At 71.8% G+C, this 23,779-nt stretch carries 18 protein-coding genes and 3 tRNA genes; 15 read left to right on the plus strand and 6 right to left on the minus strand.

Annotated elements, in window-relative coordinates:
* Positions 1-33: 33 nt before the first annotated feature.
* On the plus strand, positions 34-585 hold the full coding sequence (locus AB0B50_RS30100) for a hypothetical protein (RefSeq protein WP_362338820.1): 552 nt from the start codon (positions 34-36) through the stop codon (positions 583-585).
* 293 nt (positions 586-878) lie between these two features.
* Here AB0B50_RS30100 and AB0B50_RS30105 read toward each other — a convergent pair whose 3' ends face one another.
* The 3 genes from AB0B50_RS30105 to AB0B50_RS30115 all read right to left on the minus strand — a co-directional run bounded on the left by AB0B50_RS30105 (position 879) and on the right by AB0B50_RS30115 (position 3,512).
* A complete protein-coding gene (locus AB0B50_RS30105) occupies positions 879-1,847 on the minus strand; it encodes a DUF5926 family protein (RefSeq protein ID WP_362338821.1) in 969 nt (322 codons plus the stop codon).
* Positions 1,848-1,998: 151 nt separating this feature from the next.
* The gene (locus tag AB0B50_RS30110) at positions 1,999-2,616 is read right to left on the minus strand and encodes an ATP-binding protein (RefSeq protein ID WP_362338822.1); all 618 of its coding nucleotides are present in this window, start codon (positions 2,614-2,616) and stop codon (positions 1,999-2,001) included.
* Between the two features lie 53 nt (positions 2,617-2,669).
* Positions 2,670-3,512: a glycerophosphodiester phosphodiesterase gene (locus AB0B50_RS30115; protein ID WP_362338823.1), complete on the minus strand. Its 843-nt coding sequence runs from the start codon at positions 3,510-3,512 to the stop codon at positions 2,670-2,672.
* A gap of 195 nt (positions 3,513-3,707) precedes the next feature.
* On the opposite strand from AB0B50_RS30115, the gene AB0B50_RS30120 reads away from it, so the two are divergent.
* A complete protein-coding gene (locus AB0B50_RS30120; RefSeq protein ID WP_362338824.1) occupies positions 3,708-5,312 on the plus strand; it encodes a trypsin-like peptidase domain-containing protein in 1,605 nt (534 codons plus the stop codon).
* Between the two features lie 70 nt (positions 5,313-5,382).
* A tRNA-Ser gene (locus tag AB0B50_RS30125) sits at positions 5,383-5,467 on the plus strand.
* Positions 5,468-5,554: 87 nt separating this feature from the next.
* Here the strand turns inward: AB0B50_RS30125 and AB0B50_RS30130 are convergent.
* Positions 5,555-6,466: a bifunctional DNA primase/polymerase gene (locus AB0B50_RS30130; protein ID WP_362338825.1), complete on the minus strand. Its 912-nt coding sequence runs from the start codon at positions 6,464-6,466 to the stop codon at positions 5,555-5,557.
* A gap of 406 nt (positions 6,467-6,872) precedes the next feature.
* Between AB0B50_RS30130 and AB0B50_RS30135 the strand changes: the two genes are divergently transcribed.
* The 9 genes from AB0B50_RS30135 (at position 6,873) to AB0B50_RS30175 (ending at position 15,840) form a co-directional block, all read left to right on the plus strand.
* Entirely contained in the window at positions 6,873-7,184 is a 312-nt protein-coding gene (locus AB0B50_RS30135; protein WP_362338826.1) for a hypothetical protein, read from the plus strand.
* A 220-nt stretch (positions 7,185-7,404) separates the two neighbouring features.
* Positions 7,405-8,568, plus strand: coding sequence for an acyl-CoA dehydrogenase family protein (locus AB0B50_RS30140; protein WP_362339106.1), 1,164 nt, complete (start codon positions 7,405-7,407; stop codon positions 8,566-8,568).
* 95 nt (positions 8,569-8,663) lie between these two features.
* Positions 8,664-9,563: a bifunctional MaoC family dehydratase N-terminal/OB-fold nucleic acid binding domain-containing protein gene (locus AB0B50_RS30145; RefSeq protein ID WP_362339107.1), complete on the plus strand. Its 900-nt coding sequence runs from the start codon at positions 8,664-8,666 to the stop codon at positions 9,561-9,563.
* 1 nt (position 9,564) lies between these two features.
* Positions 9,565-10,635, plus strand: a complete 1,071-nt coding sequence (locus AB0B50_RS30150) for an acyl-CoA dehydrogenase family protein (protein ID WP_362339108.1) — start codon at positions 9,565-9,567, stop codon at positions 10,633-10,635.
* Positions 10,632-11,039, plus strand: coding sequence for a MaoC family dehydratase (locus AB0B50_RS30155; RefSeq protein ID WP_362338827.1), 408 nt, complete (start codon positions 10,632-10,634; stop codon positions 11,037-11,039). The genes AB0B50_RS30150 and AB0B50_RS30155 overlap by 4 nt, the downstream gene beginning before the upstream one ends.
* Positions 11,036-12,202, plus strand: coding sequence for a lipid-transfer protein (locus AB0B50_RS30160; RefSeq protein ID WP_362338829.1), 1,167 nt, complete (start codon positions 11,036-11,038; stop codon positions 12,200-12,202). Before AB0B50_RS30155 ends, AB0B50_RS30160 begins: the two co-directional genes overlap by 4 nt.
* Positions 12,203-12,269: 67 nt before the next feature.
* On the plus strand, positions 12,270-13,091 hold the full coding sequence (locus AB0B50_RS30165) for a DUF1906 domain-containing protein (RefSeq protein WP_362338831.1): 822 nt from the start codon (positions 12,270-12,272) through the stop codon (positions 13,089-13,091).
* A gap of 185 nt (positions 13,092-13,276) precedes the next feature.
* Positions 13,277-13,858 (plus strand): SigE family RNA polymerase sigma factor, encoded by a 582-nt coding sequence (locus tag AB0B50_RS30170; protein ID WP_362338832.1) that lies wholly within the window; start codon positions 13,277-13,279, stop codon positions 13,856-13,858.
* Positions 13,859-14,190: 332 nt separating this feature from the next.
* Positions 14,191-15,840, plus strand: a complete 1,650-nt coding sequence (locus tag AB0B50_RS30175; RefSeq protein ID WP_362338833.1) for a long-chain fatty acid--CoA ligase — start codon at positions 14,191-14,193, stop codon at positions 15,838-15,840.
* An 85-nt stretch (positions 15,841-15,925) separates the two neighbouring features.
* On the opposite strand, the gene AB0B50_RS30180 is transcribed toward AB0B50_RS30175, so the two are convergent.
* Complete coding sequence (locus AB0B50_RS30180) at positions 15,926-20,779, minus strand: PAS domain-containing protein (RefSeq protein WP_362338834.1); 4,854 nt, start codon at positions 20,777-20,779, stop codon at positions 15,926-15,928.
* A gap of 167 nt (positions 20,780-20,946) precedes the next feature.
* On the minus strand, positions 20,947-21,381 hold the full coding sequence (locus AB0B50_RS30185) for an SSI family serine proteinase inhibitor (RefSeq protein ID WP_362338836.1): 435 nt from the start codon (positions 21,379-21,381) through the stop codon (positions 20,947-20,949).
* Positions 21,382-21,570: 189 nt separating this feature from the next.
* Here AB0B50_RS30185 and AB0B50_RS30190 point away from each other — a divergent pair.
* From AB0B50_RS30190 to AB0B50_RS30200, 3 genes are all read left to right on the plus strand, one after another.
* Positions 21,571-21,661 (plus strand) — tRNA-Ser (locus AB0B50_RS30190).
* Positions 21,662-21,942: 281 nt separating this feature from the next.
* Positions 21,943-22,015, plus strand: a tRNA-Arg gene (locus AB0B50_RS30195).
* Positions 22,016-22,559: 544 nt separating this feature from the next.
* Positions 22,560-23,684 (plus strand): hypothetical protein, encoded by a 1,125-nt coding sequence (locus AB0B50_RS30200; protein WP_362338838.1) that lies wholly within the window; start codon positions 22,560-22,562, stop codon positions 23,682-23,684.
* Positions 23,685-23,779 lie beyond the last annotated feature (95 nt).

Genomic DNA, 23,779 nt, shown 5'->3' on the forward strand with positions numbered 1-23,779 from the left:
GGGCCGCGCGCCCACTCTCGTTAACCTCGGCCCATGCAACCCCGCCTGATCGTGCTCCTGGGCGTCGTGGCCGTCACGGTTCTCCTGCCGCTCGCCGGCGCGTCCGCGGGGCCGGTGGGCGACGGTGACGCGAAGTCGCCCCTCCCCTCACCCTCCGTCTCCGTTTCGAACGCTCCTTCGGAGCCGGAGGCGCCGGATCCGGAGCCGCCCTCGCTCGTGGACGGCGCCCTCGGAGGGCTGTCGACCGCCGCCCGGTGTGGCCCCGAACTCTCCTCGCCCGACGGCATCGAGGCCCAGACGTGTGTCCTCACCCAGGGGCGTGACACATGGGCGCGCACCTACTACCGCAACGCCACCGGCGAGGAGCTGACCGCCGTACTGACCGTGATGGGCCCCGGCGCGCGCACCGTACAGATGCACTGTTCGGTGGGTGCGGGGGACGAACCGGGGGCGTGCGAGACGCCGCGCGAGCGGTCGGCCGGTGAGGCGGACGCGTACTCGGCCGTGGCGGAGTTCGCGGCGGGTGAGTCGGGCGCGCTGCTGCTGCGCTCGGGAAGCAACTCGGCTTCCCCGCAGGGCAGTTGAGGAATGAACCTCTCCCTGACATGGAAGGGCCCGGTTGCTGGCGACGGGGGATGCACCAGCAACCGGGCTACCTGAACGGTAACAAGAGATCGGCTCCTGGCAAATTCGATCTCAGTTATCCGGACAGGGATTTACTTGTGACTACAGGGAGTTGTGACTGGAGTCACGCACTCCGCTACTGCTCGCTCCAGGGTCGCTCCATGGGGGCTCCGAGAGGGCTCCTGGTGGCTCCATGGGGGCTCCAGGGATGCTTCGGCGGTGCTTCGGCAGTGCTTCGGGAGCGAGCCGGTGGGTCAGCTGAGCGTGACCTGGCGGTTGGTGAGACCGCCGCGGGCCCGGCGCTCGTCCGCCGTCAGCGGGGCGTCCGACGCGAGCGCCGCCGCGAGCCGCTCGGCGAACTCGGCCGCGGGCTTCTCGATGTCCTCGGCGCCGACGCCGCTCGGCAGGTCCCACACCGGCACGGTCAGGCCGTGCGCGCGGAAGGAGCCGACCAGGCGCGTGCCCTCGCCGAGGGAGGACGTGCCGGCCGCGTGCAGCCGGGCCAGCGCGTCGAGCAGCTGCTCCTCGGGGTGCGGCATGACCCAGCGCAGGTGGTTCTTCTCCGGGGTCTCGCACCAGTACGCGGCGTCGACACCGGTCAGCTTCACGGTCGGGATGGCGGCCGCGTTCGCCCGCTCCAGGGACGCGGAGACCTCCGGCGTCGCGTTCTCCGAGTCGGGCACCCAGAACTCGAAGCCGGGGTGCACGATCGGCTCGAACTCACCTTCGGGGTCGAGCAGATCCTGCAGCCGCGGTCCGTCGGAGGGGGCGCGGCGGCCCTTCACCGGCGTACCCGGCTCGGCCTCGACGGCGCGCTGAAGGGTGTCGGCGAGGTCGCGGCTGATGTCGCCGGACGAGGTGTCGTTCTGCAGGCCGAGCAGGACCGAGCCGTCGTCGCGGCGCAGCGCGGGCCAGGCCATGGGCAGCACGGTGGCGAGGGTGACCGAGGGGACGCCGTCCGGGAGTCCGCCCTTGAGCTTCAGCTCGACCGTGGCGGCGGGGACAAGCTCGCGCAGCGCGACCCAGTCGCACTCGCCGGGCAGGCCGTCGAAGGGGCGCTGCACCAGCTCGGTCACCGCGTGCGCGGCGGCCCGGCCGTGACAGGCCTTGTAGCGGCGGCCCGAACCACAGGGACAGGGCTCGCGGGCCCCGACCACGGGGATCTCCCCGTCCTTGAGCTGAGGCTGCTGCTTGCCCTTGGTCTGGGGGCGCTTCTTGGCCATCTTGGCTGTCTCCCGGCTACGGCTCTCATGCACTCTTGCGTACGGGCGCGAGCCTAGCCGTTCGGAGATTCGGTCCGACGCGGAGAAGGCCGGGTCCGACGCGGAGAAGCCTGGGTCCGGCGCGGAGAAGTCCTGGAGCGGGCCCGGAGCGTCAGTCCAAGTCGTCGAAGGGATCCGAGAAGGCGAGCTCCGATATCGCGGCCGCGGAGGGGGCCGCGACGCGCGTAGCGAAATCGTCGTGGCGGTGCCCCGCTTGGACGACGACCCACACCGTGACCTCGCCGTGCACGTCGTCGCGGACTCCCCAGGTGTCGGCGAGCGCCGTGATGATGTTGAGCCCGCGGCCGCCGTGCGCCGTGACCGACGGGGTGGCGGGGACCGGGCGGGTCGGGCCGCCGCCGTCCGTCACCTCGACCGTCAGCCGGCCTGTCTTGTCGACGTGCCATGCCGCGCGCACATCGCCGTCGCCCACCATGCCGCGGCCCAGTGGCCTGCCGTGCCGGCAGGCATTGCTGAGCAACTCCGACAGGATCAGTACGGCATCGTCGACGACCGACTCCGACACTCCGTGCCTGCGCAGCTGATCGCGCATCCGGTGTCGTGCTTCCCCCACGCCCGCAGGGCCATGGGGTACGGCCATGCTCGACGACGTGGGCACCTCCCGTGCCACCACCAACGCCACCCCCGAGACCTCCTTCGCCCCACGCCACGGTGTGGATGCCCCAATGGACTGGACCGGAAACCGGCCAATCCCCGTCCGGTGACGCACTCGTAACGATCGAATACGGACCGAACGCGCCGGTGCACTCCCTGTAACCGGAGTTAATGGAGTCCCAGACGGTCCAGTTGGGTCAGAACCTGCTTGGGGCGGTTGGTGATGATCGCGTCGACACCCAGTTCCGCGCAGAGCTCGACGTCCTCGGGCTCGTTCACCGTCCAGACGTGCACCTGGTGGCCCGCGCGCTTCAGTTTGGCCACGTACGCGGGGTGATTGCGCACGATCCGCATCGCGGGTCCGGCGATGCGGACGCCCTCGGGAAGGCGCCCGTCGCGGTGGCGCGGCGAGACGAACTGCATCAGATAGACGGTCGGCAGCGTCGGGGACGCGGCCCGCACGCGGTGCAGCGAACGCGCCGAGAAGCTCATGATCCGTACCGGGGACGGGCCTTCGGCGGGCGGCGCGTCCAGACCGAAGCGCTTGAGGAGCAGCAGCAGACGCTCCTCCACCTGCCCCGCCCAGCGGGTGGGGTGCTTGGTCTCGACGGCGAGCCGCACCTGGCGGCCCGACGCGTTGCTCTCGGCCACCAGCTCGAGCAGCCGCTCCAGGGTCAGTACGGAGGTGTCCTCGTCCGAGGAGCCCTCCCAGTCGGGGCCTTCGCCCTCCTCGGTCTCGTCGTGGTCCTTCTTCCAGGAGCCGAAGTCCAGGGCGGCCAGATCGGCCAGTTCGAGCGCCGAGACGGCTCCGCGGCCGTTCGACGTGCGGTTGACGCGGCGGTCGTGGACGCAGACGAGGTGTCCGTCCGCGGTGAGTCGTACATCGCATTCGAGGGCGTCGGCGCCGTCCTCGACGGCCTTCTTGTAGGCGGCCAGCGTGTGCTCGGGGGCGTCCTCGGAGGCTCCGCGGTGGGCGACGACCTGGATCTGGTGCTGTCGTGCGGGGGTCACCGCGTCATCGTGCCATCACGGGGTACCCGGCGGCTCGCCGGAGGGCGGTCTCCCGGGGCGCCGGACACACAGGATCGGCTTATGGTGCCCTGACAGCCCATGGGAAAAGCTGACTGCAGACAAACACACAGTTGGTACAGCCAGGCCGTGACCGAGAACGCAAGCACCAACAGCATGGACCGAGGAGAAAGAGCTGTGAGCACCGAGAACGAGGGCAACGAAGTACCCCAGGCCCCGTCCGTGCCTCCTGCCGCGCCTGCCGTGCCTCACGCGCCTCCCGCGCCGGTGGACGCGCCCGCTGTTCCTGCGGAATCCGCGGCTGCGCCTTCTGCGGCCGCGCCTCCTGCAGCTGCGCCTTCTGCGGCTGCGCCTTCTGCGGCTGCGCCTTCTGCCGCGCCGGGTGGAACAGAACCCTCCGCTCCGAACGCACCCTCCGCTCCGAGCACGTCCTCCGCTCCGAGCGCACCCGCCGCCCCCGAGCCCATGGGGCAGCCGGGGTACGAACGGGGGTACGAAGGGGCGCACTCCGCTCCCGCCCACGTCGGCGCCCCGCAGGCCGCTTCCGGTGCGGGCGGCTGGCCGCCTCCGGCCCCGCCCGCCGTGCCGTCGTACGCCACGGGTGGCGGAAGCGGTTCCGGCTGGGGTGCCTCGTACCAGCCGCAGGAGCCGAAGCCCGGCGGCCGGCGCGGCGGGCTGGTCGCCGCTGTGCTCGTTGCCGCCCTGGTCGCGGGCGGTGTCGGCGGCGGCGTCGGCTACTGGGCCGCCGACCGCAACGACGACACCAACTCGACCACGGTCTCCGCCCCGGACACCCCCGCCGACCTCAAGCGGGAGCCTGGCTCTGTCGCCAAGATCGCCAATGACGCGCTGCCGAGCGTCGTCACCATCGAGGCGCAGAGCGGCAGCGGCGAGGGCGGCACGGGCACCGGTTTCGTCTACGACAAGCAGGGCCACATCCTCACCAACAACCACGTGGTGGCGTCGGCCGCCGAGGGCGGAAAGCTCCAGGCGACGTTCTCGAACGGCAAGAAGTACGCCGCCGAGGTCATCGGCCGCGCCGAGGGCTACGACGTGGCGGTCATCAAGCTCAAGAACGCCCCGGACAACCTGAGGCCGCTCCAGCTCGGCAACTCCGACCGCGTGGCCGTCGGTGACTCGACGATCGCGATCGGCGCGCCCTTCGGCCTGTCGAACACCGTCACCACCGGCATCATCAGCGCCAAGAACCGCCCGGTGACCTCCAGCGACGGCGGGCAGAGCGGCAAGAGCTCGTACATGAGCGCCCTGCAGACCGACGCGTCCATCAACCCCGGCAACTCCGGCGGCCCGCTCCTGGACGCGCGCGGGGCGGTCATCGGCATCAACTCCGCGATCAAGCCCGCGGACAGCGGCGGCCTCGGCGGCTCCGGCCAGTCCGGCTCCATCGGCCTGGGCTTCGCGATCCCGGTCAACCAGGCGCAGAACGTGGCCAAGGAGCTGATCAAGACCGGCAAGCCCGTCTACCCCGTGATCGGTGCGTCCGTCTCCCTCCAGCAGGAGGGCACGAACGGCGCGACGATCTCCCAGGAGGGCGCGGGCGGTTCGGACGCGGTCACCCCGAACGGTCCGGCGGACAAGGCGGGCCTCAAGCCCGGCGACGTCATCACGAAGCTGGACGACACGGTGATCGACAGCGGCCCGACCCTGATCGGCCAGATCTGGACCCACAAGCCGGGCGACACAGTCAAGATCACGTACGAGCGCGACGGCAAGGAGCGCACGGTCGACGTGACCCTGGGCTCACGCAAGGGCGACAGCTGACCCGTCGGCCCAGCAGGTGACCCGCTAGTCTTGTCCCCGCGCCGTTCCGGTTCTCCGGTGGTCGGCGCGGGGTGGGTTGCCCGAGCGGCCTAAGGGAACGGTCTTGAAAACCGTCGTGGTGCGAGCCACCGTGGGTTCAAATCCCACACCCACCGCGTGTTGTGCGTAAGGGGCGTCCGCTATTGCGGGCGCCCCTTACGCATGTCCCGTATGCATGTCCCGGGGGGGGGCACGGTTGCCCGCTACGCGTGCCCCGTGAGACGTGCCGCCGAGGCGATCGTCGAGCGGGCCTCGCGTTCCGTGAGGCCGACGCGGACCGCGGCCTCCGTGAGCCGGGGCGCGAGGGTCTCGCCGATGCCGTTCTCGTAGGCGCGGCAAGCGGCCCAGAAGAGGCGGGTGTTGCGCTGCCCCTCGTGTGCCGCGAGGACGAAGTGCACGAGCCCCTGGCCCCGCTGGGCGTCCGTGTCCGGGTGTCCTGCGGGTGTGTTCCCGGACGGTGGGTTCCCGGGCGGCGGGGGCGTGGGGTGGTGTGCGCGCGGCGGGGGCGTGAGCAGGCGCAGCAGGGCGGGCGGGCAGGGTGCGGGCGGCAGTTGGGCCGTGCCGGGCGCGGTGCCGTAGACGCCGTGCTCGGTACGGGAGCCGGGGCCTACGAGGTAGCCGCCGGCGCCCCGGATGTCGATGCCGGGGGCGAGCCGGCCCGCGGAGTTGGGGATCACGGCGTCGGCGGGCCCGGCGAGCCAGATGTGGCGGCCCCCGCTCGGGGTGGTCACGACGACGGTGTCGGGGATCGTGAAGAGGTGGCGCAGCGCCAGTGCACGCAGCGCCGCCGAGGCGTCCGTACCGGACTTGGTGTCCAGGTCGATGCCGATCAGATGGTGCGGCGGCAGCCCGCAGGCGATGCCGTAGCCGGTGGCCCAGGGGGCGGCGGCGAAGAGTTCGCGGATACGCCGGGGGTCGGTCGACGCGTCGTACACGCCGTGCCCGAGGCGGCCGCATTCGCCGTGGCAGAGGACCGGTTGGGGGTCTTCGTGGTGGGGGGAGCGCAGGGCGGGGAGCTTGGTGCGGGACAGCGGGATCACCGCGAGGCCGCGCTCGGCGGCGGACAGTGCGTGGGCGAGCGCCAGGGTGGTGGCATGGCGGTCGGTGGTGGCCATGACTTCAGTTTCGTACGCATGTTCGAAGAAGGGAAGAGGGAGCGGACGGGGAGTGGTCCCGGCGGGGCGGCCGGGCGGGGAAATGGCGGCCTCGGCGGGCCCGTCCGATCGGTGGTGGCGGAACGCTTCGCCTCGTGCGGGGACTGGGGTGAGGCGGGTTTCGGGCAGATCGTGCGGGACTGATCTGGGGATTTGGGGGCGTGAAGCGGGTTTATCGACATGTCCTCACGCTTGCGGGGGAATCGGGGCTTCTTGGGTGGTTCGCCGGGGATTCGGTGGGCAACTCTGGAGTCGCGACGTCGAGCAGCACATCCGAGGCGGTCGGCCAACCGCCTTGGGATAAGCCGTACTTCTGGTACTCCCGACCTGTGGGTCGGTGCGTACCTCCTGTTCTGGAGGAATAGACATGGCAAGCATCCGTACCGCCCGCGTCATCGCTGCCGCCGCAGCCCTGCCCTTGGCCGCCGCGCTCTTCTCGGGCGTCGCGATGGCCGACAACGGCTCTTTCGCGGACAACGGATCGAACGCGGGTGTGGCGACCGTCAACGGCAGTGGCGTCGGCGGCGACAACAACGGCAACTCGAACACCACGCAGCAGCAGGCCGTCGGCAACGGCGCCTCGAACCAGAACAACAACGCTCAGGTGAACGGTTCCGGTTTCACGGCGATCGACCAGTCGAACGAGAACATCGCGGTCAACTTCACCGAGCTCTGGTGAGCCGGGTACCCCTGGAGTCGCTCGGGACGGCTCCAGGGGGTTCGCACTGTGGGGTGTGACGTTCCTGTGCGGCGGTGCTTCGGTGCCGCCGCACAGGCGTGTCCGGGGGGCGAGGGCGGCTCTCCCTGCGGGGCCGTTACCGGATGATCTCTTGACACCGGCACGACATCTGACGGACAGTCAGAAATCCTTGTCGGTACGAGATGGAGAGGCCGCCACCGTGCACCTCGCCCCCACCGAACGCCAGCGGCACCTGCGCGCCGAACTGCGCGCGTACTTCCGGGACGTGATGCCCGACGGGCCGCCCGACAGCACGGACGTGACGGAACAGCGCCGTCTGCTGCGGCGCATCGGTGCCGACGGGATGCTCGGGCTCGGCTGGCCCGTGGCGTACGGCGGCCAAGGGCGCGGCGCCGACGAGCAGTTCGTCTTCTTCGACGAGGCCCATCGCGCGGGCGCGCCGGTGTCGATGGTCACCCTCAACACCGTCGGGCCGACCCTGATGAAGTACGGCACCGAGGAGCAGAAGGCGGCCTTCCTGCCCCGCATCCTCAGCGGTGACCTCGTCTTCGCCATCGGCTACAGCGAGCCGTCCGCCGGCACGGATCTGGCCGCGCTGCGGACCAGGGCCGTGCGCGACGGGGACGGCTGGCTGATCGACGGCCAGAAGATCTTCACCTCGAACGCGCAGAACGCCGACTGGATCTGGCTGGCCTGCCGCACCGACCCCGAGGCCCCCAAACACCAGGGCATCTCGATCGTCCTCGTGCCGACGGACGCCCCCGGCTTCTCCTGGACGCCCATCGAGACGGTGGGCGGCCTGACGACGACCGCGACCTACTACGACGGGATCCGGGTGCCCGCCGCGAACCTCGTCGGCGAGGAGAACGGCGGCTGGGGCCTCATCACCAACCAGCTCAACCACGAGCGGGTGGCGCTCGCCGCGATCGGCATGCAGGCCGAGGACTTCTACGCCGCGGCCCTGGACTTCGCGCGTACACCCGATCCGGTGACGGGTGAGCGTCGGATTGACGCCCCGTGGGTGCGGTCGAGGCTGGCCGAGGTGCATGCGCGGCTCGCGGCGACGCGCCTGCTCAACTGGCGTCTGGTGGGGGATGTGGGGGCGGACCGGCTGGCGCCCGGCGACGCGAGCGGCGTGAAGGTCATGGGAACCGAATCGGCCGTGGAGGTGTACCGAATGTGTCAGGAGATCACGGGCGAGTCCGGGCTCGTACGGGCGGGTTCGCCGGGTGAGCTCGGGGGCGGGCAGCTGGAGCGGATGAACAGGGCCGCGCAGATCAACACGTTCGGGGGCGGGGTGAGCGAGGTGCAGCGGGAGATCGTCGCGACGATGCGGCTCGGCATGCGGAGGGGGCGGCGGTGACCACTACATCGCGGGACGCGGGCGCGTCGCGGGGCACGGGCGCAGAGCGGGGCACGGGCGCGTCGCGGAGCGCGGGGAGGAAGGCTCCGCAGGACATCGCGTACGAGGAGTTGAAGGCGTTCGAGGGCAGGGCCGCGGCCGAGGCGGGGCTCGGCAAGGACCCGGTCAACACGCCGATGATCAGGCACTGGTGCGAGGCGATGGGCGACACCAACCCCGCGTACGCGGGCGCGGATCCCGTGGCGCCGCCGACGATGCTGCAAGCCTGGACGATGGGCGGCCTCTCCGGACACGAGGGACGTTCGCAGGCGTACGACGACCTGTTCGCGCTGCTCGACGGCGCCGGGTACACCTCGGTGGTCGCCACCGACTGCGAGCAGGAGTATCTGAGGGCGCTGCGGCCGGGCGACGAGATCACCTTCGACGCGGTGATCGAGTCGGTGTCGGAGCGCAAGACGACCAAGCTCGGCACGGGCCACTTCGTCACGACGCGCATGGACGTCCGCGCGGGCGGCGAACTCGCGGGCACGCACCGCTTCCGGATCCTCAAGTACGCCCCTGCGGAGCGCACACCGAAGGGCAAGCGCCCCCGCCCGGTCGTCAACCGCGACAACGCGGGCTTCTGGGAGGGCGTCACCGAGCACCGCCTGCTGATCCAGCGCTGCGGCGGCTGCGGCGAGCTCCGCTTCCCGTGGCTGCCCGGGTGCAACGCCTGCGGCTCGCCCGAGTGGGACACGGTCGAGGCGAGCGGCGAGGGCACGGTCTATTCGTACGTCGTGATGCACCACCCGCCCTTCCCTGCCTTCGATCCGCCCTATGCCGTGGGACTCGTCGAGCTGGCGGAGGGCGTGCGGATCGTCAGCAACGTGGTCGGGGTGCCGTGCGACAAGGTGCGGATCGGGATGCCCGTGCGTCTCGAATTCCAGCGCGTGGACGCGGAGTTGGAGCTGCCGGTGTTCCGGGCCCTGGAGGAGACGTCGGGAGGTGAGCTCTGACATGGACTTCACGCCCACGGAGGAGCAGGCCGCCGCGCGCGATCTCGCCCGGGAGATCTTCACCGACCTGGCGACACCGGAGCGCCTGGCCGCGGCGGGGACGGGCTCGGACGCCGAGCTGTGGAAGGCGCTGTGCGCGGCGGGGCTGCCGGGCGCGGTGGAGGACGTCGGGCTGCTCGGCCTCGTGCTTCTCCTGGAGGAGCAAGGGCGGGTGACGGCCCAGGTGCCGTTCGCGGCGAGCTGTGTCTACGGCCTGCTGGCCATCTCCGCGCACGGCACGGCCGAGCAGCGGGACCGGCTGCTGCCCGCGCTGCGGCAGGGGGACGCGGTCGCCACAGGGGCGCTTCCGGCCCGGGGCGGTGTGGAGGCCTCCGCGGACGGGGTGTTGAGCGGCACGGTGCCGTGGGTGCCGTGGCTGAGGGATGCCACGCAGGTCCTGGTGGCCGCGGCCGACCGGAGCCTGTGGCTGGTGCGGGTCGCCGACGCCCGGGTGGAGCCGGTCGAGCTGACGGCGCCCTGGGCCGCGGGGCGGCTGGTCCTGGACCGGGCCCCCGGGGAGCGTCTCGGCGGCCTGGACCGGACCTCCGGGGAGCGTCTCGGCGGCGCCGCGGCGTACGAGGACGTGCGGGCCACCGCGCGCACGGCCTTCGCGGGGCTCCAGGCCGGGGTGTGCGCGGGGTCACTGGCGCGGGCCGTGGCCCATACGAACGAGCGGGAACAGTTCGGGCGCCCCCTCGCGGCCAGACAGGGCGTCCAACTCCGCGCCGCGGACGCCCACATGGATACCGAGGCGATCCGCGTCACGGCCTACGAATCGGCCTGGCGCCGCGACACCGGCCTGGCGTACGACACGCATGCGCTGACCGCCGCCTGGTGGGCGTCGGAGGCGGGCAAGCGCGTCGTGCACACGGGCCAGCATCTGCACGGCGGCATGGGCGCCGACCTCGACCATCCCGTGCACCGGCACTTCCTCTGGGGGCGGCAGTTGGACGCGTATCTGGGCTGCGGGAGCGAAGTCCTGGAGGAGTTGGGCGAGTTGATCGCGGAGTCCCGGGAGGGGGAGTCGGCATGAGGACGGGTGAGAAGCTGCCGCCGCTGGAGATCCCGATCACGCGCACGCTGATCGTCGCCGGAGCCGTCGCGTCCCGCGACTACCAGGACGTGCATCATGACGCCGAGCTCGCGAAGGCGAAGGGATCGCCCGACGTCTTCATGAACATCCTGACGACCAACGGCCTCGTCGGGCGCTACATCACCGACCACTTCGGCCCCGCCGCCGTCCTGCGCAAGGTGGCGATCAGACTCGGGGCGCCCAACTACCCGGGGGACACGATGGTGTTGACCGGCTCCATCGGCCACGTCGAGTCCACCTCCGAGGGCGACACGGCCACCGTCCAGGTCGTCGGGGCCAACGGCATCGGCAAGCACGTCACCGGCACGGTCACGGTGACCGTCCCCGCGGGAGGTGCCGCATGAGCGTCCGCGCGCGAGACAGCCTCGGCGGAAGGGCCGCGATCGTCGGGATCGGGGCCACGGAGTTCTCCAAGGACTCCGGGCGCAGCGAGCTCAAGCTGGCCGTGGAGGCGGTGGGCGCCGCGCTCGACGACGCCGGGCTCACCCCCGCCGACGTCGACGGCATGGTCACCTTCACCATGGACACCAGCCCGGAGATCACCGTCGCCCAGGCAGCCGGCATCGGAGAGCTGTCCTTCTTCTCCCGCATCCACTACGGCGGCGGCGCGGCCTGCGCCACCGTCCAGCAGGCGGCGCTCGCGGTGGCGGCGGGAGTGGCCGAAGTGGTCGTCTGTTACCGCGCGTTCAACGAACGCTCCGGGCGCAGATTCGGCTCGGGAGTGCAGCGGCGCGAGCCGTCGGCCGAGGGGGCCGCGCTCGGTTGGTCCCTGCCGTTCGGCCTGCTCACCCCCGCCTCCTGGGTGGCGATGGCCGCCCAGCGCTACCTCCACACCTACGGCCTGACACCGGACGCCTTCGGCCATGTCGCCGTCACCGACCGGAAGTACGCGGCGACCAACCCCGCGGCGTACTTCCACGGCAAGCCGATCACGCTCGCCGACCACGCCGCGTCGCGCTGGATCGTCGAGCCCCTGCGGCTCCTGGACTGCTGCCAGGAGACGGACGGCGGCCAGGCGATCGTCGTCACGAGCGTGGAGCGGGCCCGCGACCTGCCGCACCCCCCGGCCGTGATCACGGCGGCGGCCCAGGGCGCGGGCAGGGCACAGGAGCAGATGACCAGCTTCTACCGCGACGATCTGAGCGGACTCCCCGAAATGAGCGTGGTGGCACGGCAGTTGTGGCGCACCTCGGGCCTCGCCCCGAGCGACATCGACGTCGGGATCCTGTACGACCACTTCACGCCGTTCGTGCTGATGCAGCTGGAGGAGTTCGGGTTCTGCGCGCCCGGCGAGGCCGCGGGCTTCGTCGCCGAGGAGCGGCTGCCGCTGAACACGCACGGCGGACAGCTGGGGGAGGCGTATCTGCACGGCATGAACGGCATAGCGGAGGCCGTCCGCCAGGTCCGCGGCACCTCGGTGAACCAGATACCGGACGCCGCCCGCACCCTGGTCACCGCCGGCACCGGCGTCCCCACATCGGGGCTGATTCTGGGGTCGGACGGCTGAACGTGGCGCGTGTCCCGGGCTCGCGCGCATGTCCGGGCCGTTCACTCGCCCTATGCGTCTCCGAAAGATGATCATTGGACTTGTCCTCGTCCTGACGACCCTGACCCTGGACCTGGCCGCGGCGCCACCGGGCGCCGCGACCGACCGTGCCAAGGGGGCCAAGGCGGCCAAGGTGGCGACCTTCAAGGGCTGGGCCTTCGACACCTGCACCACCCAGTCCACCGACACCATGCGGCGCTGGCGCAAGTCCAGCTATCGCGCGGTCGGCATCTACTACGGCGGCCGCGGCCGGGCCTGCAAGCGCCAACCGCACCTGAACCGCGGCTGGATGCGTGCGGTCAAGCGGATGGGCTGGCGGGTCCTCCCGGTCTACGTCGGATCGCAGTCGCCCTGCGTCGTGGCGAAGAACAAGAAGGGCGTACGCATCGGACGGCACCCCTGGAGCCAGGGCAAGCGGGAAGGACGTGACGCGGTACGCAGGGCGAAGGCACTCGGTATCCGGCGGCTCAGCCCGCTCTACCTGGACATGGAGGCGTACACCTATCGGAAGAAGAGCTGTGCGCGCACCACCCTCTCCTTCGTCCGCGCCTGGGACCGAGAGGTGCGCAGGCGTGGCTACGTCCCCGGCTTCTACAGCAGCGCCGACTCCGGAGTGCGGCACATGGAGGCGGCGCGGCGGGCGGGCGTGCGGGATCTGCCGGCGGTGATGTGGTTCGCGCGCTGGCACACCCGGCCGCACCTGTACCGCGAGCCCGCGTTGCGGCGCCACGCCTGGCACCCGGCCCGGCGTATCCACCAGTACGCGGGGAACGTGAAGGAGCGGCACGGCGGCCGCACTCTGATGATCGACCGCAATCTGATGCACGCCCCCGTGGCCCGCATCCGCTAGCCGTCGCTCCGGTCGGAGGCGCGGTGCACGCCGGGCGGCTCTCGGGGAGGAACCCTCAGGGGGTGTGCTCCGCCTCCTCCACCTGTAGGAGGTGGAGGCAGCACCATTCGTACAACCTGAGGCGGACACGGCTTCGGGACCTGCGGCCGATCCGGAGAAGTAGGGGGCGCTTCTAGCGTGGAGCCATGACCGCATCCATGGTGTCCGTGTGCACCAGCGCATCGAAGGCCGCGACGCGGCGCACGGGGCAGGCGCGGGCCACCGGGCCCTCGGCGTACCCGTCGTTCGCGTCCTACGTGCGGGCGCGCCAGCCCGTACTGCTGCGCACCGCCCGCTCGTTGACCGCGAATCCGAGCGATGCCGAGGACCTGCTGCAGACCGCGCTCACCAAGACGTATGTCGCGTGGGACCGGATCGAGGACCACCGCGCCCTCGACGGCTATGTGCGCCGGGCCCTGCTGAACACGCGCACGTCGCAGTGGCGCAAGCGCAAGGTCGACGAGTTCGCGTGCGACGAGCTGCCGGAGCCCGATGTGACGCCGGCCGGGGACCCGGCCGAGCAGCAGGTGCTCAGGGACGCGATGTGGCGCGCGATCATGAAGCTGCCCGCACGGCAGCGGGCGATGGTCGTCCTCAGGTATTACGAGGACCTCAGCGAGGCCCAGACCGCCGAGGTGCTCGGGGTCTCGATCGGCACGGTCAAGAGCGCGGTGTCGCGTGCGCTCGGCAAGCTCCGCGAGGACCCGGAGCTCACGCCGGTCCGCTGAACGCCTGGCGCATGACGCGTGACGCGTGACGCCTGACGCCTGACGCCTGGCGTATGACGCGTGACGTCTGACGTCTGACGCCTGGCGCATGACGCTTGACGTCTGACGCGTGACGCCTGAAGCGCCGGTCCGCCGAACACGGTGGCCTGAAGCGCCGGTCCGCCGAACACGGTGGCCTGAAGCGCCGGTCCGCCGAACACGGTGGGCGGAGGGCCGACGGGACGCGGCCGATGATCGATCATCCCCTGGAGTAGTGACATACCACGCGGTATGCGCGCAGAATCAGCGCAACCCTTACTGCCGCGTAGGCGATGCCGCCCCAGGAGGACGCCGTGCTGAGCACGATGCAGGACGTACCGCTGACCGTCACCCGCATCCTGCGGCACGGGATGACCGTGCACGGGACCTCGCAGGTCGTCACATGGACCGGGGAAGGCGCCCCGCAGCGCCGCAGCTACCGCGAGCTCGGTGAGCGCACCGCTCAGCTCGCCCACGCGCTGCGCGAGGACCTCGGCGTCACGGACGACGAGCGCGTCGCCACCTTCATGTGGAACAACGCCGAGCACGTCGAGGCGTACTTCGCGGTGCCCTGTATGGGCGCCATCCTGCACACCCTCAACCTGCGCCTGCCCGCGGACCAGTTGACGTGGATCGTCAACCACGCCGCCGACCGCGTCATCATCGTCAACGGCTCCCTGCTCGGCCTGCTCGCGCCGCTCCTTCCGCAGCTGACGAGCGTCGAGCACCTGGTGGTCTCGGGCCCCGGCGACCGCTCCCTGCTGGAGGGGGCGAGCGCCCAGGTGCACGAGTACGAGGAGCTGCTCGCCGGCAAGCCCACCGGCTACGACTGGCCCGAGCTCGACGAGCGCACCGCGGCCGCCATGTGCTACACCTCCGGCACCACCGGCGACCCCAAGGGCGTCGTCTACTCCCACCGCTCCATCTACCTGCACTCCATGCAGGTCAACATGACCCAGTCGATGGGTCTGACGGACGCGGACACGTCCCTGGTCGTCGTCCCGCAGTTCCACGTCAATGCCTGGGGACTGCCGCACGCCACCCTCATGACCGGCGTGAACATGCTGATGCCGGACCGCTTCCTGCAGCCCGCGCCGCTCGCCGAGATGATCGAGACGGAACGGCCCACGCACGCGGCCGCCGTCCCGACCATCTGGCAGGGCCTGCTCGCGGAGCTCACCGCGAAGCCGCGCGACGTCAGTTCGCTCGGCCAGGTCACCATCGGCGGCTCGGCCTGCCCGCCGTCCCTGATGGAGGCCTTCGACAAGCTCGGCATGCGCGTCTGCCACGCCTGGGGCATGACGGAGACGTCCCCGCTCGGCACGGTCGCCCGCCCGCCGGCCCACGCCATCGGCACCGACGAGGAGTTCGGCTACCGCCTCACCCAGGGCCGCTTCCCCGCCTCGGTCGAGGGCCGCCTGGTCGGACCCGGCGGCGAACGCCTGCCCTGGGACGGCGAGTCGGCCGGTGAGCTGGAGGTGCGGGGCCCCTGGATCGCGGGCGCCTACTACGGCGGTGCGGGCGGCGAAGTCCTCAGGCCCGAGGACAAGTTCAGCGAGGACGGCTGGCTGAAGACCGGCGACGTCGGCGTGATCACCGAGGACGGCTTCCTGACCCTCACCGACCGGGCCAAGGACGTCATCAAGTCGGGCGGCGAGTGGATCTCGTCGGTCGAGCTGGAGAACGCCCTGATGTCCCACCCCGACGTCGCCGAGGCCGCGGTCGTGGCCGTGCCGGACCAGAAGTGGGGTGAACGTCCGCTCGCCACGGTCGTGTTGAAGGAGGGCGCGAGCGCCGACTACGCCACCCTGCGCGACTTCCTCGCGGGCCGCGTCGCCAAGTGGCAGCTCCCCGAGCGCTGGGCCATCGTCCCCGCGGTCCCGAAGACCAGCGTCGGCAAGTTCGACAAGAAGGTCATCCGCAGGCAGTACGCGGACGGCGAGCTGGACGTCACACAGCTCTGACGTCACACAGCTCTGACGTCACACAGCTCTGACGTCACGCAGGTCTGACGTCCAGCCCCGAGGAGAGGCTGCGCTCCTCCAGCGGTCAGTTCGTGCCGATCTTCGCCAGCAGGTCCACGATCCGGCTCTGCACCTCACCGCTGGTGGAGCGCTCCGCGAGGAACAGCACGGTCTCGCCCGCAGCGAGCCGCGGCAGCTCCGTCTCGTCGACGGCCGCGGTGTAGACGACCAGTGGGGTGCGGTTCAACTGGCCGTTCGCGCGCAGCCAGTCGACGATGCCCGCCCTGCGGCGGCGTACCTGCAGCAGGTCCATCACCACCAGGTTCGGCCGCATCTGCGCCGCAAGCGTCACCGCGTCCGCGTCGCTCTCGGCCCGCGCGACCTGCATGCCGCGCCGCTCCAGCGTCGCCGTCAGGGCGAGCGCGATCTCCTCGTGCTCCTCGATGAGCAGGACGCGCGGCGGGTGCTGCTCGCTGTCGCGCGGCGCGAGGGCCTTCAGGAGTACGGCGGGGTCGGCGCCGTACGCCGCCTCGCGCGTCGCCTGGCCGAGGCCCGCCGTCACGAGCACGGGTACCTCGGCGGCCACGGCTGCCTGGCGCAGCGACTGCAGTGCTGTCCGCGTGATCGGCCCGGTCAACGGGTCCACGAACAGGGCCGCGGGGAACGCCGCGATCTGGGCGTCGACCTCCTCGCGCGAGTGCACGATCACGGGGCGGTAGCCGCGGTCGCTGAGCGCCTGCTGGGTGGTGACGTCGGGCGCGGGCCACACCAGGAGGCGGCGCGGGTTGTCCAGCGGCTCGGGCGGCAGCTCGTCGTCCATGGGCTGCGGCTGGGGGCGGTTCGCGACCTCGACGGCGCCGCCGGGGCCGTCCAGCGGCTCCGGGCCCTCGTCGGCGTCCTCGTCCGGAGCGCCGATCGCGTACGCGCGTCCGGTGCCCTCCGCGGTGGACGCGATACGGGACTGGGGGTGCGCCGCGGCGGCCTGCTGGGGCTGCGGATGCGGGCGCGCGGAGGCCTCGGGGCGCTCCTCGGCCGCGGGCTCCGGAGGCGTGGCGAGGCGACGCCGGCGACCGGAGCCGCCGAGCGTGTGCGACTGCGCGGCGGCGGCCTGCTGCGGCTCGGCGGGGGTCTCCTGAGGCTGCGGCGAGGTCTGAGGCGAGGTCTGCGGCATGGGCCCGGCACTCTGCGGCAGCGGACCGGAAGCCTGACCCTGAGCCTGCCCCCGCCCACCGCTCTGCTCCGGCTGCGCACCCTGCGGCGGCAGCGGAGGCTGAGGTGACTGGGGGACACGGGCGTTCCGCGGCGGCTGCTGACCCTGACCGGGCGCGGCCGTACCGCCCTGCCCGCCCTGCTGACCCCGCTGCTGCTCCGAGATCTGCTGGCCGAACGGGACGCCCTGGCCGAGCGTACGCACGCTGATGGCGCGCCCCTGCGTCGAGTTGGGGTCACCGGGCGCGGCCTCGGCGGGCAGCGGCTGGGCCGCCCTGGCCTGCGCGCCGCGCTCGGGCGGGAGCGCGGCGCCCCGGGCGGGCGTCGGGATGCCGTGCGCCGGAGTGCCCGCGGAGTGCGGGGTGCCCTGCGTGGGGACACCACCGGCCGGGGTGGTGCCGTCGGGCCACGGCTGCGGCGCGGGCAGCGGACCGGACTCGGCGCCCGGACCGCTCTGCCGCGGGCTCTGCGGGGGTGAGCCGGGGGCAGAGGGGGTCTGAGTGGCGGCCGGGGCCTGGGGTGCTCCTGGTGCCTGGGGGGCGCCGGGGACCTGCGGAGTGCCCGGGGCCTGGGCGGTGCCCGGGGCCTGGGCGGCTTCCGGGATCTGCGGGGCGCCCGGTGCCTGAGCGGCTTCCGGGATCTGCGGGGCGCCCGGGACCTGAGCGGCTCCCGGCATCTGCGGGGTGCCCGGAACCTGAGCGGCGCCCGGAACCTGAGCGGCGCCCGGAACCTGAGCGGCTCCCGGGACCTGCGGGGCGTTCGGGCCCGCCGGAGCTGTGGGGGCTGCGGGGGCCCCGGGGTTCACCGGAGCCGCCGGGTTCGCCGAAGCCGCCGGGTTCACCGGGCCCGCCGAAGCCCCCCGGCTGGCCGGAGCCGCCGGGTTCGCCTGAGCCGCGGGACCCACCGGAGCCTCGGGCCCCGCCGGGCTTCCGGGAGCCGCAGGGTTCCCGGGCTCCCCCGCACCGGCCGCCTGCCGGGACCGGCGGCGCCCCGTCGGGGCCTGCGTCGGGTGCGGCTGCGGAGGCGTGTGGTCGTGGGCCCCGGCGTGCGGCGCCGCGGCGTGGTGCTGCCCGGCCCCGTCCTGCCCGGCCCCGTCCTGGACGGCCGCGTACTCCTGCCCTGCGTACTCCTGGCCCGGCGCGCGGTCGGCCTCGGCGGGCGGCAGTGCGAAGACACGCCCGCTGTTCGCCTCCTCCGCGGCGGCACGCTCCTTGGCGGCGGCCAGCGCACGTCGCGCCCGACGCCCCGTGGGCCGCGCGGCGGCGTCGCCGGAACCGGCCTCGACCGCGGCGAGTTCGGCACCCGGAGCGGTGCCGGGAGCGTTGCCCGAGGACTCCGAAGGACCCGACGCCAGCGCGGGCAGCGCGTGCTGCTCACCGGCCCGCCGAGCGCGACGCCCCCCGGAGGGGACGGGCACGCCCTGCGGCGGCACCGTCTCGCCCAACGCCGCCGATCCGGCCGCGTGTTCGGCAGCCGTCACCACGGAACCCTCGGTGGCACTCGGCCGACCGCGCCGCCGACCCGTGCCGCCGGACGCGCCTCCAGGCATGCCACCGGACGTCTCCGAAGCCTGCGTTCCCGCCCCCGGAGAGCCCCCGGGAGAGACCCCCGGAGAAGCCGCCGGGTCCGTCGCCACCGCCCCGCCGAGGGACGCGGGGCTCTCCGGAGCGGCCTCCGCCGCACGCCGGCCCCTGCGCCGTCCCGTGCCGGTCGACGGGGCGACCGCCCCGCCTTCCGTACCGCCGCCGGACGTGTCCGAGGCTCCCGCGACGTTGCTCTCCAGGAAGGAGTCGACAGAGGAGCGCCGGGCCCGCCGACGCCCGCCGCCCGTGGCGGCCGACGCCTGCTCGGGCACCACGACCGAACTGCCCGGGGCGGAAACGGCCCCCTCCGGAGCGACAGCCCTTGAAGCCGCAGCGGAAGCCGCCCTCTCCGAAATGCCCACTCCAGAACCCGGGGCGCCCACCCCGGAACCCGAGGTGCCCCCTCCGGAACCGGTCGCCCCCGAAGAGCCCGCCCCGATCGGCACCTCAAGTACGTACGCACTGCCGCTCATCCCCGGCACCTCGTGCGTCTGCAGCACGCCTCCGTGCGCCCGCACGATGCCCCGGACGATCGGCTCGTGCACCGGGTCTCCCCCGGCGTACGGCCCCCGCACCTCGATGCGGACGACCTCGCCGCGCTGTGCCGCGGCCACCACGATGGTCGAGTCGACGTAGCCGCCCGCGACACCGAGGCCCGCGCCCGTGCCGACGCCCGCGCGCGTGTTGCCCGTGGCGTCGATCCCCGCCACGTCCGCGACGAGATGGGCGACAGCCGTGGCCAGCTGCTCCGCGTCGACGACGAGCTCGATCGGCGGCGCGTGCACCGCGAACTGGGCGCGCCCGGGACCGATCAGCTCGACCGCGCCCTCCACGCCGGTGGCGACGACCGCGTCGAGCATGACCGGCGTCAGGGTGAGCTGTGCGTCGCCCGCGTCGAGCCGCTGGAAGCCGAGGACGTTGTCGACGAGCGTGGTCATCCGGGCGTACCCGGCGGACAGATGGTGCAGGACCTGGTTGGCCTCGGGCCACAGCTGGCCCGCGTCGTCCGAGGCGAGCGCGTTCAGTTCGCGGCGCAGCTCGTCGAGGGGCCCGCGCAGGGACGAACCGAGGACGGCAAGGAGCTGTTCGTGCCGCGCGGCCAGCGACTCGTACCGCGTCTTCTCGCGCTCGGCCAGCTCTTCGAAGCGGTCCTTCTCGCGCTCGGCGAGCGCCGCGTACCGCTCCTGTTCGGCGGCGAGTGCCTCGGCCCGCTGCTCCTCGGCGGCCTTGATCTCCTCGGCCCTGCGCTCCTCCGCGGCCTTGATCTCCGCGTCGTGCCGCTCGGTCGCCTCGCGGAGCTCCTCCGCGTGCCGGGCGACGGCGGCCTCGTGCTTCTCCGCCAGCTCGTCGTAGGGCCTGCGGTCGGTGAACGTCATCACCGCGCCGACCAGTTGGTCCCCGTCGCGCACCGGCGACGTCGTCAGGTCGACCGGCACCTTGGCGCCGCTCTTGGACCACAGGACCTGCCCGCGCACCCGGTGCTTGCGCCCGGAGCGGAGCGTGTCGGCGAGCGGGGACTCCTCGTAGGGGAAGGGTTCGCCGTCCGCGCGGGAGTGCAGGACCAGCGCGTGCAGGTCCTGTCCGCCGAGGTCGCTCGCCCGGAAGCCGAGTATCTGTGCGGCGGCCGGATTGACGAGGACGACGCGTCCGTCGGTGTCCGTGCCGACCACGCCCTCGGCGGCGGCCCGCAGGATCATCTCGGTCTGCCGCTGCGAACGCGCGAGCTCCGCCTCGGTGTCCACGGTGCCCGACAGGTCGCGCACGACGAGCATCAGCAACTCGTCGCCGGTGTACCCGTGGCTGTCGTACGCGTCCCTGCCGTCTTCCAGGGGGGAGCTCGTGACCTCGACGGGGAACTCGCCGCCGTCCGTGCGCCGCGCGACCATCCGCGTCGGCTTGGTCCGCCCGCGCTGGTCGATGGTGTCCGGACGCCGCATGGATCCGGGGATGAGCCGGGAGTCGAACTCCGGAAGGAGATCGAGCAGTCCGCGCCCCACGAGGGCCGTGCCGGGTGCCTCGAACGCCTCCAGCGCGATCGCGTTGGCGTTCACGACGGTGCCGTTGGCGTTGACGAGGACCAGCGCGTCCGGGAGCGCGTCGAGTATGGCTGCGAGGCGAGCAGCGCCTCGGGATGGCCTGCTGCTCACGACGACGCTTCCTCCCTGATTACCGCTGCTTGCCGACTCGCTCAGGCCATCTTGCCCCTCGGCCCGTGGCGTGTCACGGGAGGGAGTCTACGGGGAGTGGTTGCGCGCGCGACGCCGGATGAGAGGGAGGTCGCACGCAGAAGATGTGAGTTTTCGGTACCGCCTGGTCACGCGGAGGTCGCGGGCAGCACCGGTACGAGAGAGTCCCAGCGCGAGATCTCGCAGCCGTTGCTGCGGTCGAACGTGGCGTCGACGGGCCGTCCCTGCCAGGTCCCCGTGATGTGCGCGGTGGCCGGTCCGCCGTACTGCATCGTGCACATCGAGTCGGCCGGCACGGGCGCGAACGGATCGGTTCCGTAGACCGTGACCTCGTCGAGGCCGGCGCACGCGGCGGCCGCATCCGGATGCGTGCCGCCCGTCGGGTGGCAGTTCAGTTCGTACGTCCCGTCGCCGGTGCCTCCCGACCCGGTGACCGTCACGGTGAGCCGGTCGGTCGGGGCGACGATGCCCGGGGCGGCGTGCGCGGTCGCGGGCAGGGCGGACAGGGCGGCGGCAGAGGCGGCGGCGGTGAGGACGAGGCGGCGCAGCATTCGAATCTCCATGGGAACGAACGGGACTGGGACAGGTGCTCCACCGCCTCTAACGCCGTTCGCCGCGCGACGTTGCGGTGCCGTGGGACGCTTTGCCCTGCGGGCCGCGCGACTAGTACCGTGGGGGCCGCGATTGGTGACACACCACCTGGCTGTGTCATCATCTGCACGCACCCCCGCGCTCGCGCAGGTGTGCAAGCTGGAGGCGTCGCCTAGTCCGGTCTATGGCGCCGCACTGCTAATGCGGTTTGGGCCTTAAAGCCCATCGAGGGTTCAAATCCCTCCGCCTCCGCTTCAAGACCCGAAGCCCCGTTCCATCTGGACCGGGGCTTCGGTGCGTCTGGGGCTCGGGCTTCGGCTCGTCCAGGTTCCGGCCTCGGCTCGTCCGGGTTCCGGTCTCGGTACTCCTGGGACCCGACCGCGGGTCGCAGCACCCCCTGGATGGCATTTCCGCAGGTCACAAGGGGTCGGGCAAACGGATTTCACATGGCGGCGGCAGTCATGTAATGTTCTTCCTGTCGCCGCGAGCGGGCCGAAAGGCCGGGGAGCGGAGACGAAAACCAAACAAAACAAGCACTCGTAGCTTAACGGATAGAGCATCTGACTACGGATCAGAAGGTTGCAGGTTCGAATCCTGCCGAGTGCACAGTAGATCAGAGGCCCTGTGGAGCAATCCACAGGGCCTCTGGCTTTTGCCTTGACGGCAGTTTTGACGGCAACCGCCGATGGCTGAGCACTTCCCTGTGTTGTCCTGCGCATGGTGGGCCCTTCGCGTGGTGGCCCACACAGGGTGCCGGGCGTGGCGACGCTCTCCGTCACGGCAAGGGGGCAGGCGCGGCGATACTTGGCCATTCGGCCCCCGAGATCTCCTCGTCTGCCCCTTGATCCTCGGCGTTCTTCCATCCACGGATTGCAGGCTGACCGGTACATGAAGCCTGCTGCCGGGAATGCGGCGCTGTCAGCCGACATGTCCGAAACGGGACAGTGGATGGTCTTCTTCGACTTCTGTGGCGATGACAGGTCGGCCAGGCGGTGCCAGAGTGTGCACGCACAGTACGTCGAGGGACTCCGGCCGGACCCGTCCCCGCACCCTGATGCCCGCCTCCCGTGGCGCCAGGGCCTTGAGAGCACGTCTCACTTCAGCATGCCCCTGCCGGTGATGCCGGGACGGGGGCCGGAGAGGGAACGCGATGGGTTCATGGCAGTGGAACGACCAGGAAAGGCCCACCACCACAGTCGGTGTCCGGGCCACGATGGGCGCCGTCACCATGAAGGACGACCCACAGGCCGTGCAGCGCCCGTACGTCTTCGTGCGCGGCTATGACTCGCGTCTGCACGTCAACTGGTGGGACGGCAAGGCGTGGCACTGGAGCGACCAGGGCACGCCGGCCGGACGCACGATCATCGAGAAGGTCGGCGCCGTCACCATGCAGAACGACGCCAACGCGCAGCAGCGCCCGTACGTGTTCGTCATCACCGACGACTCGAAGCTGCACGTGAACTGGTGGGACGGCTCCAAGTGGCACTGGAGCGACCAAGGCGCGCCCGCCGGACGTCTGATCCGTGAGGGCGTCGGCGTCATCTCCGCCCGGGACAATCCGAGCGCGGCGCAGCGCCCGTACGCCTTCGTCATCACCGACGACTTCCGCCTGTGGGTCAACTGGTGGGACGGCTCCAAGTGGCACTGGAGCGACCAGGGCGCCCCGCCGAACCGCACCATCTCCCGGCCCATCGGCGTCACCACGATGAAGAACGACCCCAACGCCTTCACTCGCCCCTACGCCTTCGTCATCACCGACGACTCCAAGGTCTGGGTCAACTGGTGGGACGGCTCCAAGTGGCACTGGAGCGACCAGGGCGCGCCGTCCGGGCAGCCGGTCAAGAAGGGCGCGGGCGTCATCAGCGCCCAGAACGACCCGAGCGCGGCGGAACGGCCGTACGTCTTCGTCCAGGGCTACGACTCGAAGCTGTACGTGAACTGGTGGGACGGCTCCAAGTGGCACTGGAGCGACCAGGGTGCGCCCAGCGGGCGGCTCATCCTCGACTCCGTCGGCGTGGTCACGATGAAGGATGACCCGAACGCCTTCACCCGCCCCTATGTCTTCGTCATCGCCGACGACTCGAAGCTGTACGTCAACTGGTGGGACGGCAAGGCGTGGCACTGGGCCGCCCAGAACACCCCGCCCGGACGCGTCATCGAGCGCCCCGGCGAGGTGCTCACCATGCAGGACAATCCGAATGCCACACAGCGGCCGTATGCGTTCGTCATCACCGATGACTCCGACCTGTGGGTCAACTGGTGGTCGTTGCCTTAAGCAGCGCCATAGGTTGGCCGCCGGGTCTTTTCCGGCGGCCAACCTATGATCGGCGTGAGAGGAAAATAGACCCAATCGTGCCAGTCAGCCTCCCT

The sequence above is a fragment of the Streptomyces sp. NPDC041068 genome (assembly GCF_040647455.1).
Taxonomy (GTDB): Bacteria; Actinomycetota; Actinomycetes; order Streptomycetales; family Streptomycetaceae; genus Streptomyces.

Excerpts from the sequence above, each read along its gene's own strand:
- AB0B50_RS30100 (WP_362338820.1), top strand. The coding sequence starts at position 34 with ATGCAACCCCGCCTGATCGTGCTCCTGGGCGTCGTGGCCGTCACGGTT.
- AB0B50_RS30105 (WP_362338821.1), bottom strand. The coding sequence starts at position 1,847 with ATGGCCAAGAAGCGCCCCCAGACCAAGGGCAAGCAGCAGCCTCAGCTC.
- AB0B50_RS30130 (WP_362338825.1), bottom strand. The coding sequence starts at position 6,466 with ATGGCCACCACCGACCGCCATGCCACCACCCTGGCGCTCGCCCACGCA.
- AB0B50_RS30135 (WP_362338826.1), top strand. The coding sequence starts at position 6,873 with ATGGCAAGCATCCGTACCGCCCGCGTCATCGCTGCCGCCGCAGCCCTG.
- AB0B50_RS30150 (WP_362339108.1), top strand. The coding sequence starts at position 9,565 with ATGGACTTCACGCCCACGGAGGAGCAGGCCGCCGCGCGCGATCTCGCC.
- AB0B50_RS30155 (WP_362338827.1), top strand. The coding sequence starts at position 10,632 with ATGAGGACGGGTGAGAAGCTGCCGCCGCTGGAGATCCCGATCACGCGC.
- AB0B50_RS30160 (WP_362338829.1), top strand. The coding sequence starts at position 11,036 with ATGAGCGTCCGCGCGCGAGACAGCCTCGGCGGAAGGGCCGCGATCGTC.
- AB0B50_RS30165 (WP_362338831.1), top strand. The coding sequence starts at position 12,270 with ATGATCATTGGACTTGTCCTCGTCCTGACGACCCTGACCCTGGACCTG.
- AB0B50_RS30170 (WP_362338832.1), top strand. The coding sequence starts at position 13,277 with ATGACCGCATCCATGGTGTCCGTGTGCACCAGCGCATCGAAGGCCGCG.
- AB0B50_RS30185 (WP_362338836.1), bottom strand. The coding sequence starts at position 21,381 with ATGGAGATTCGAATGCTGCGCCGCCTCGTCCTCACCGCCGCCGCCTCT.
- AB0B50_RS30200 (WP_362338838.1), top strand. The coding sequence starts at position 22,560 with ATGGGTTCATGGCAGTGGAACGACCAGGAAAGGCCCACCACCACAGTC.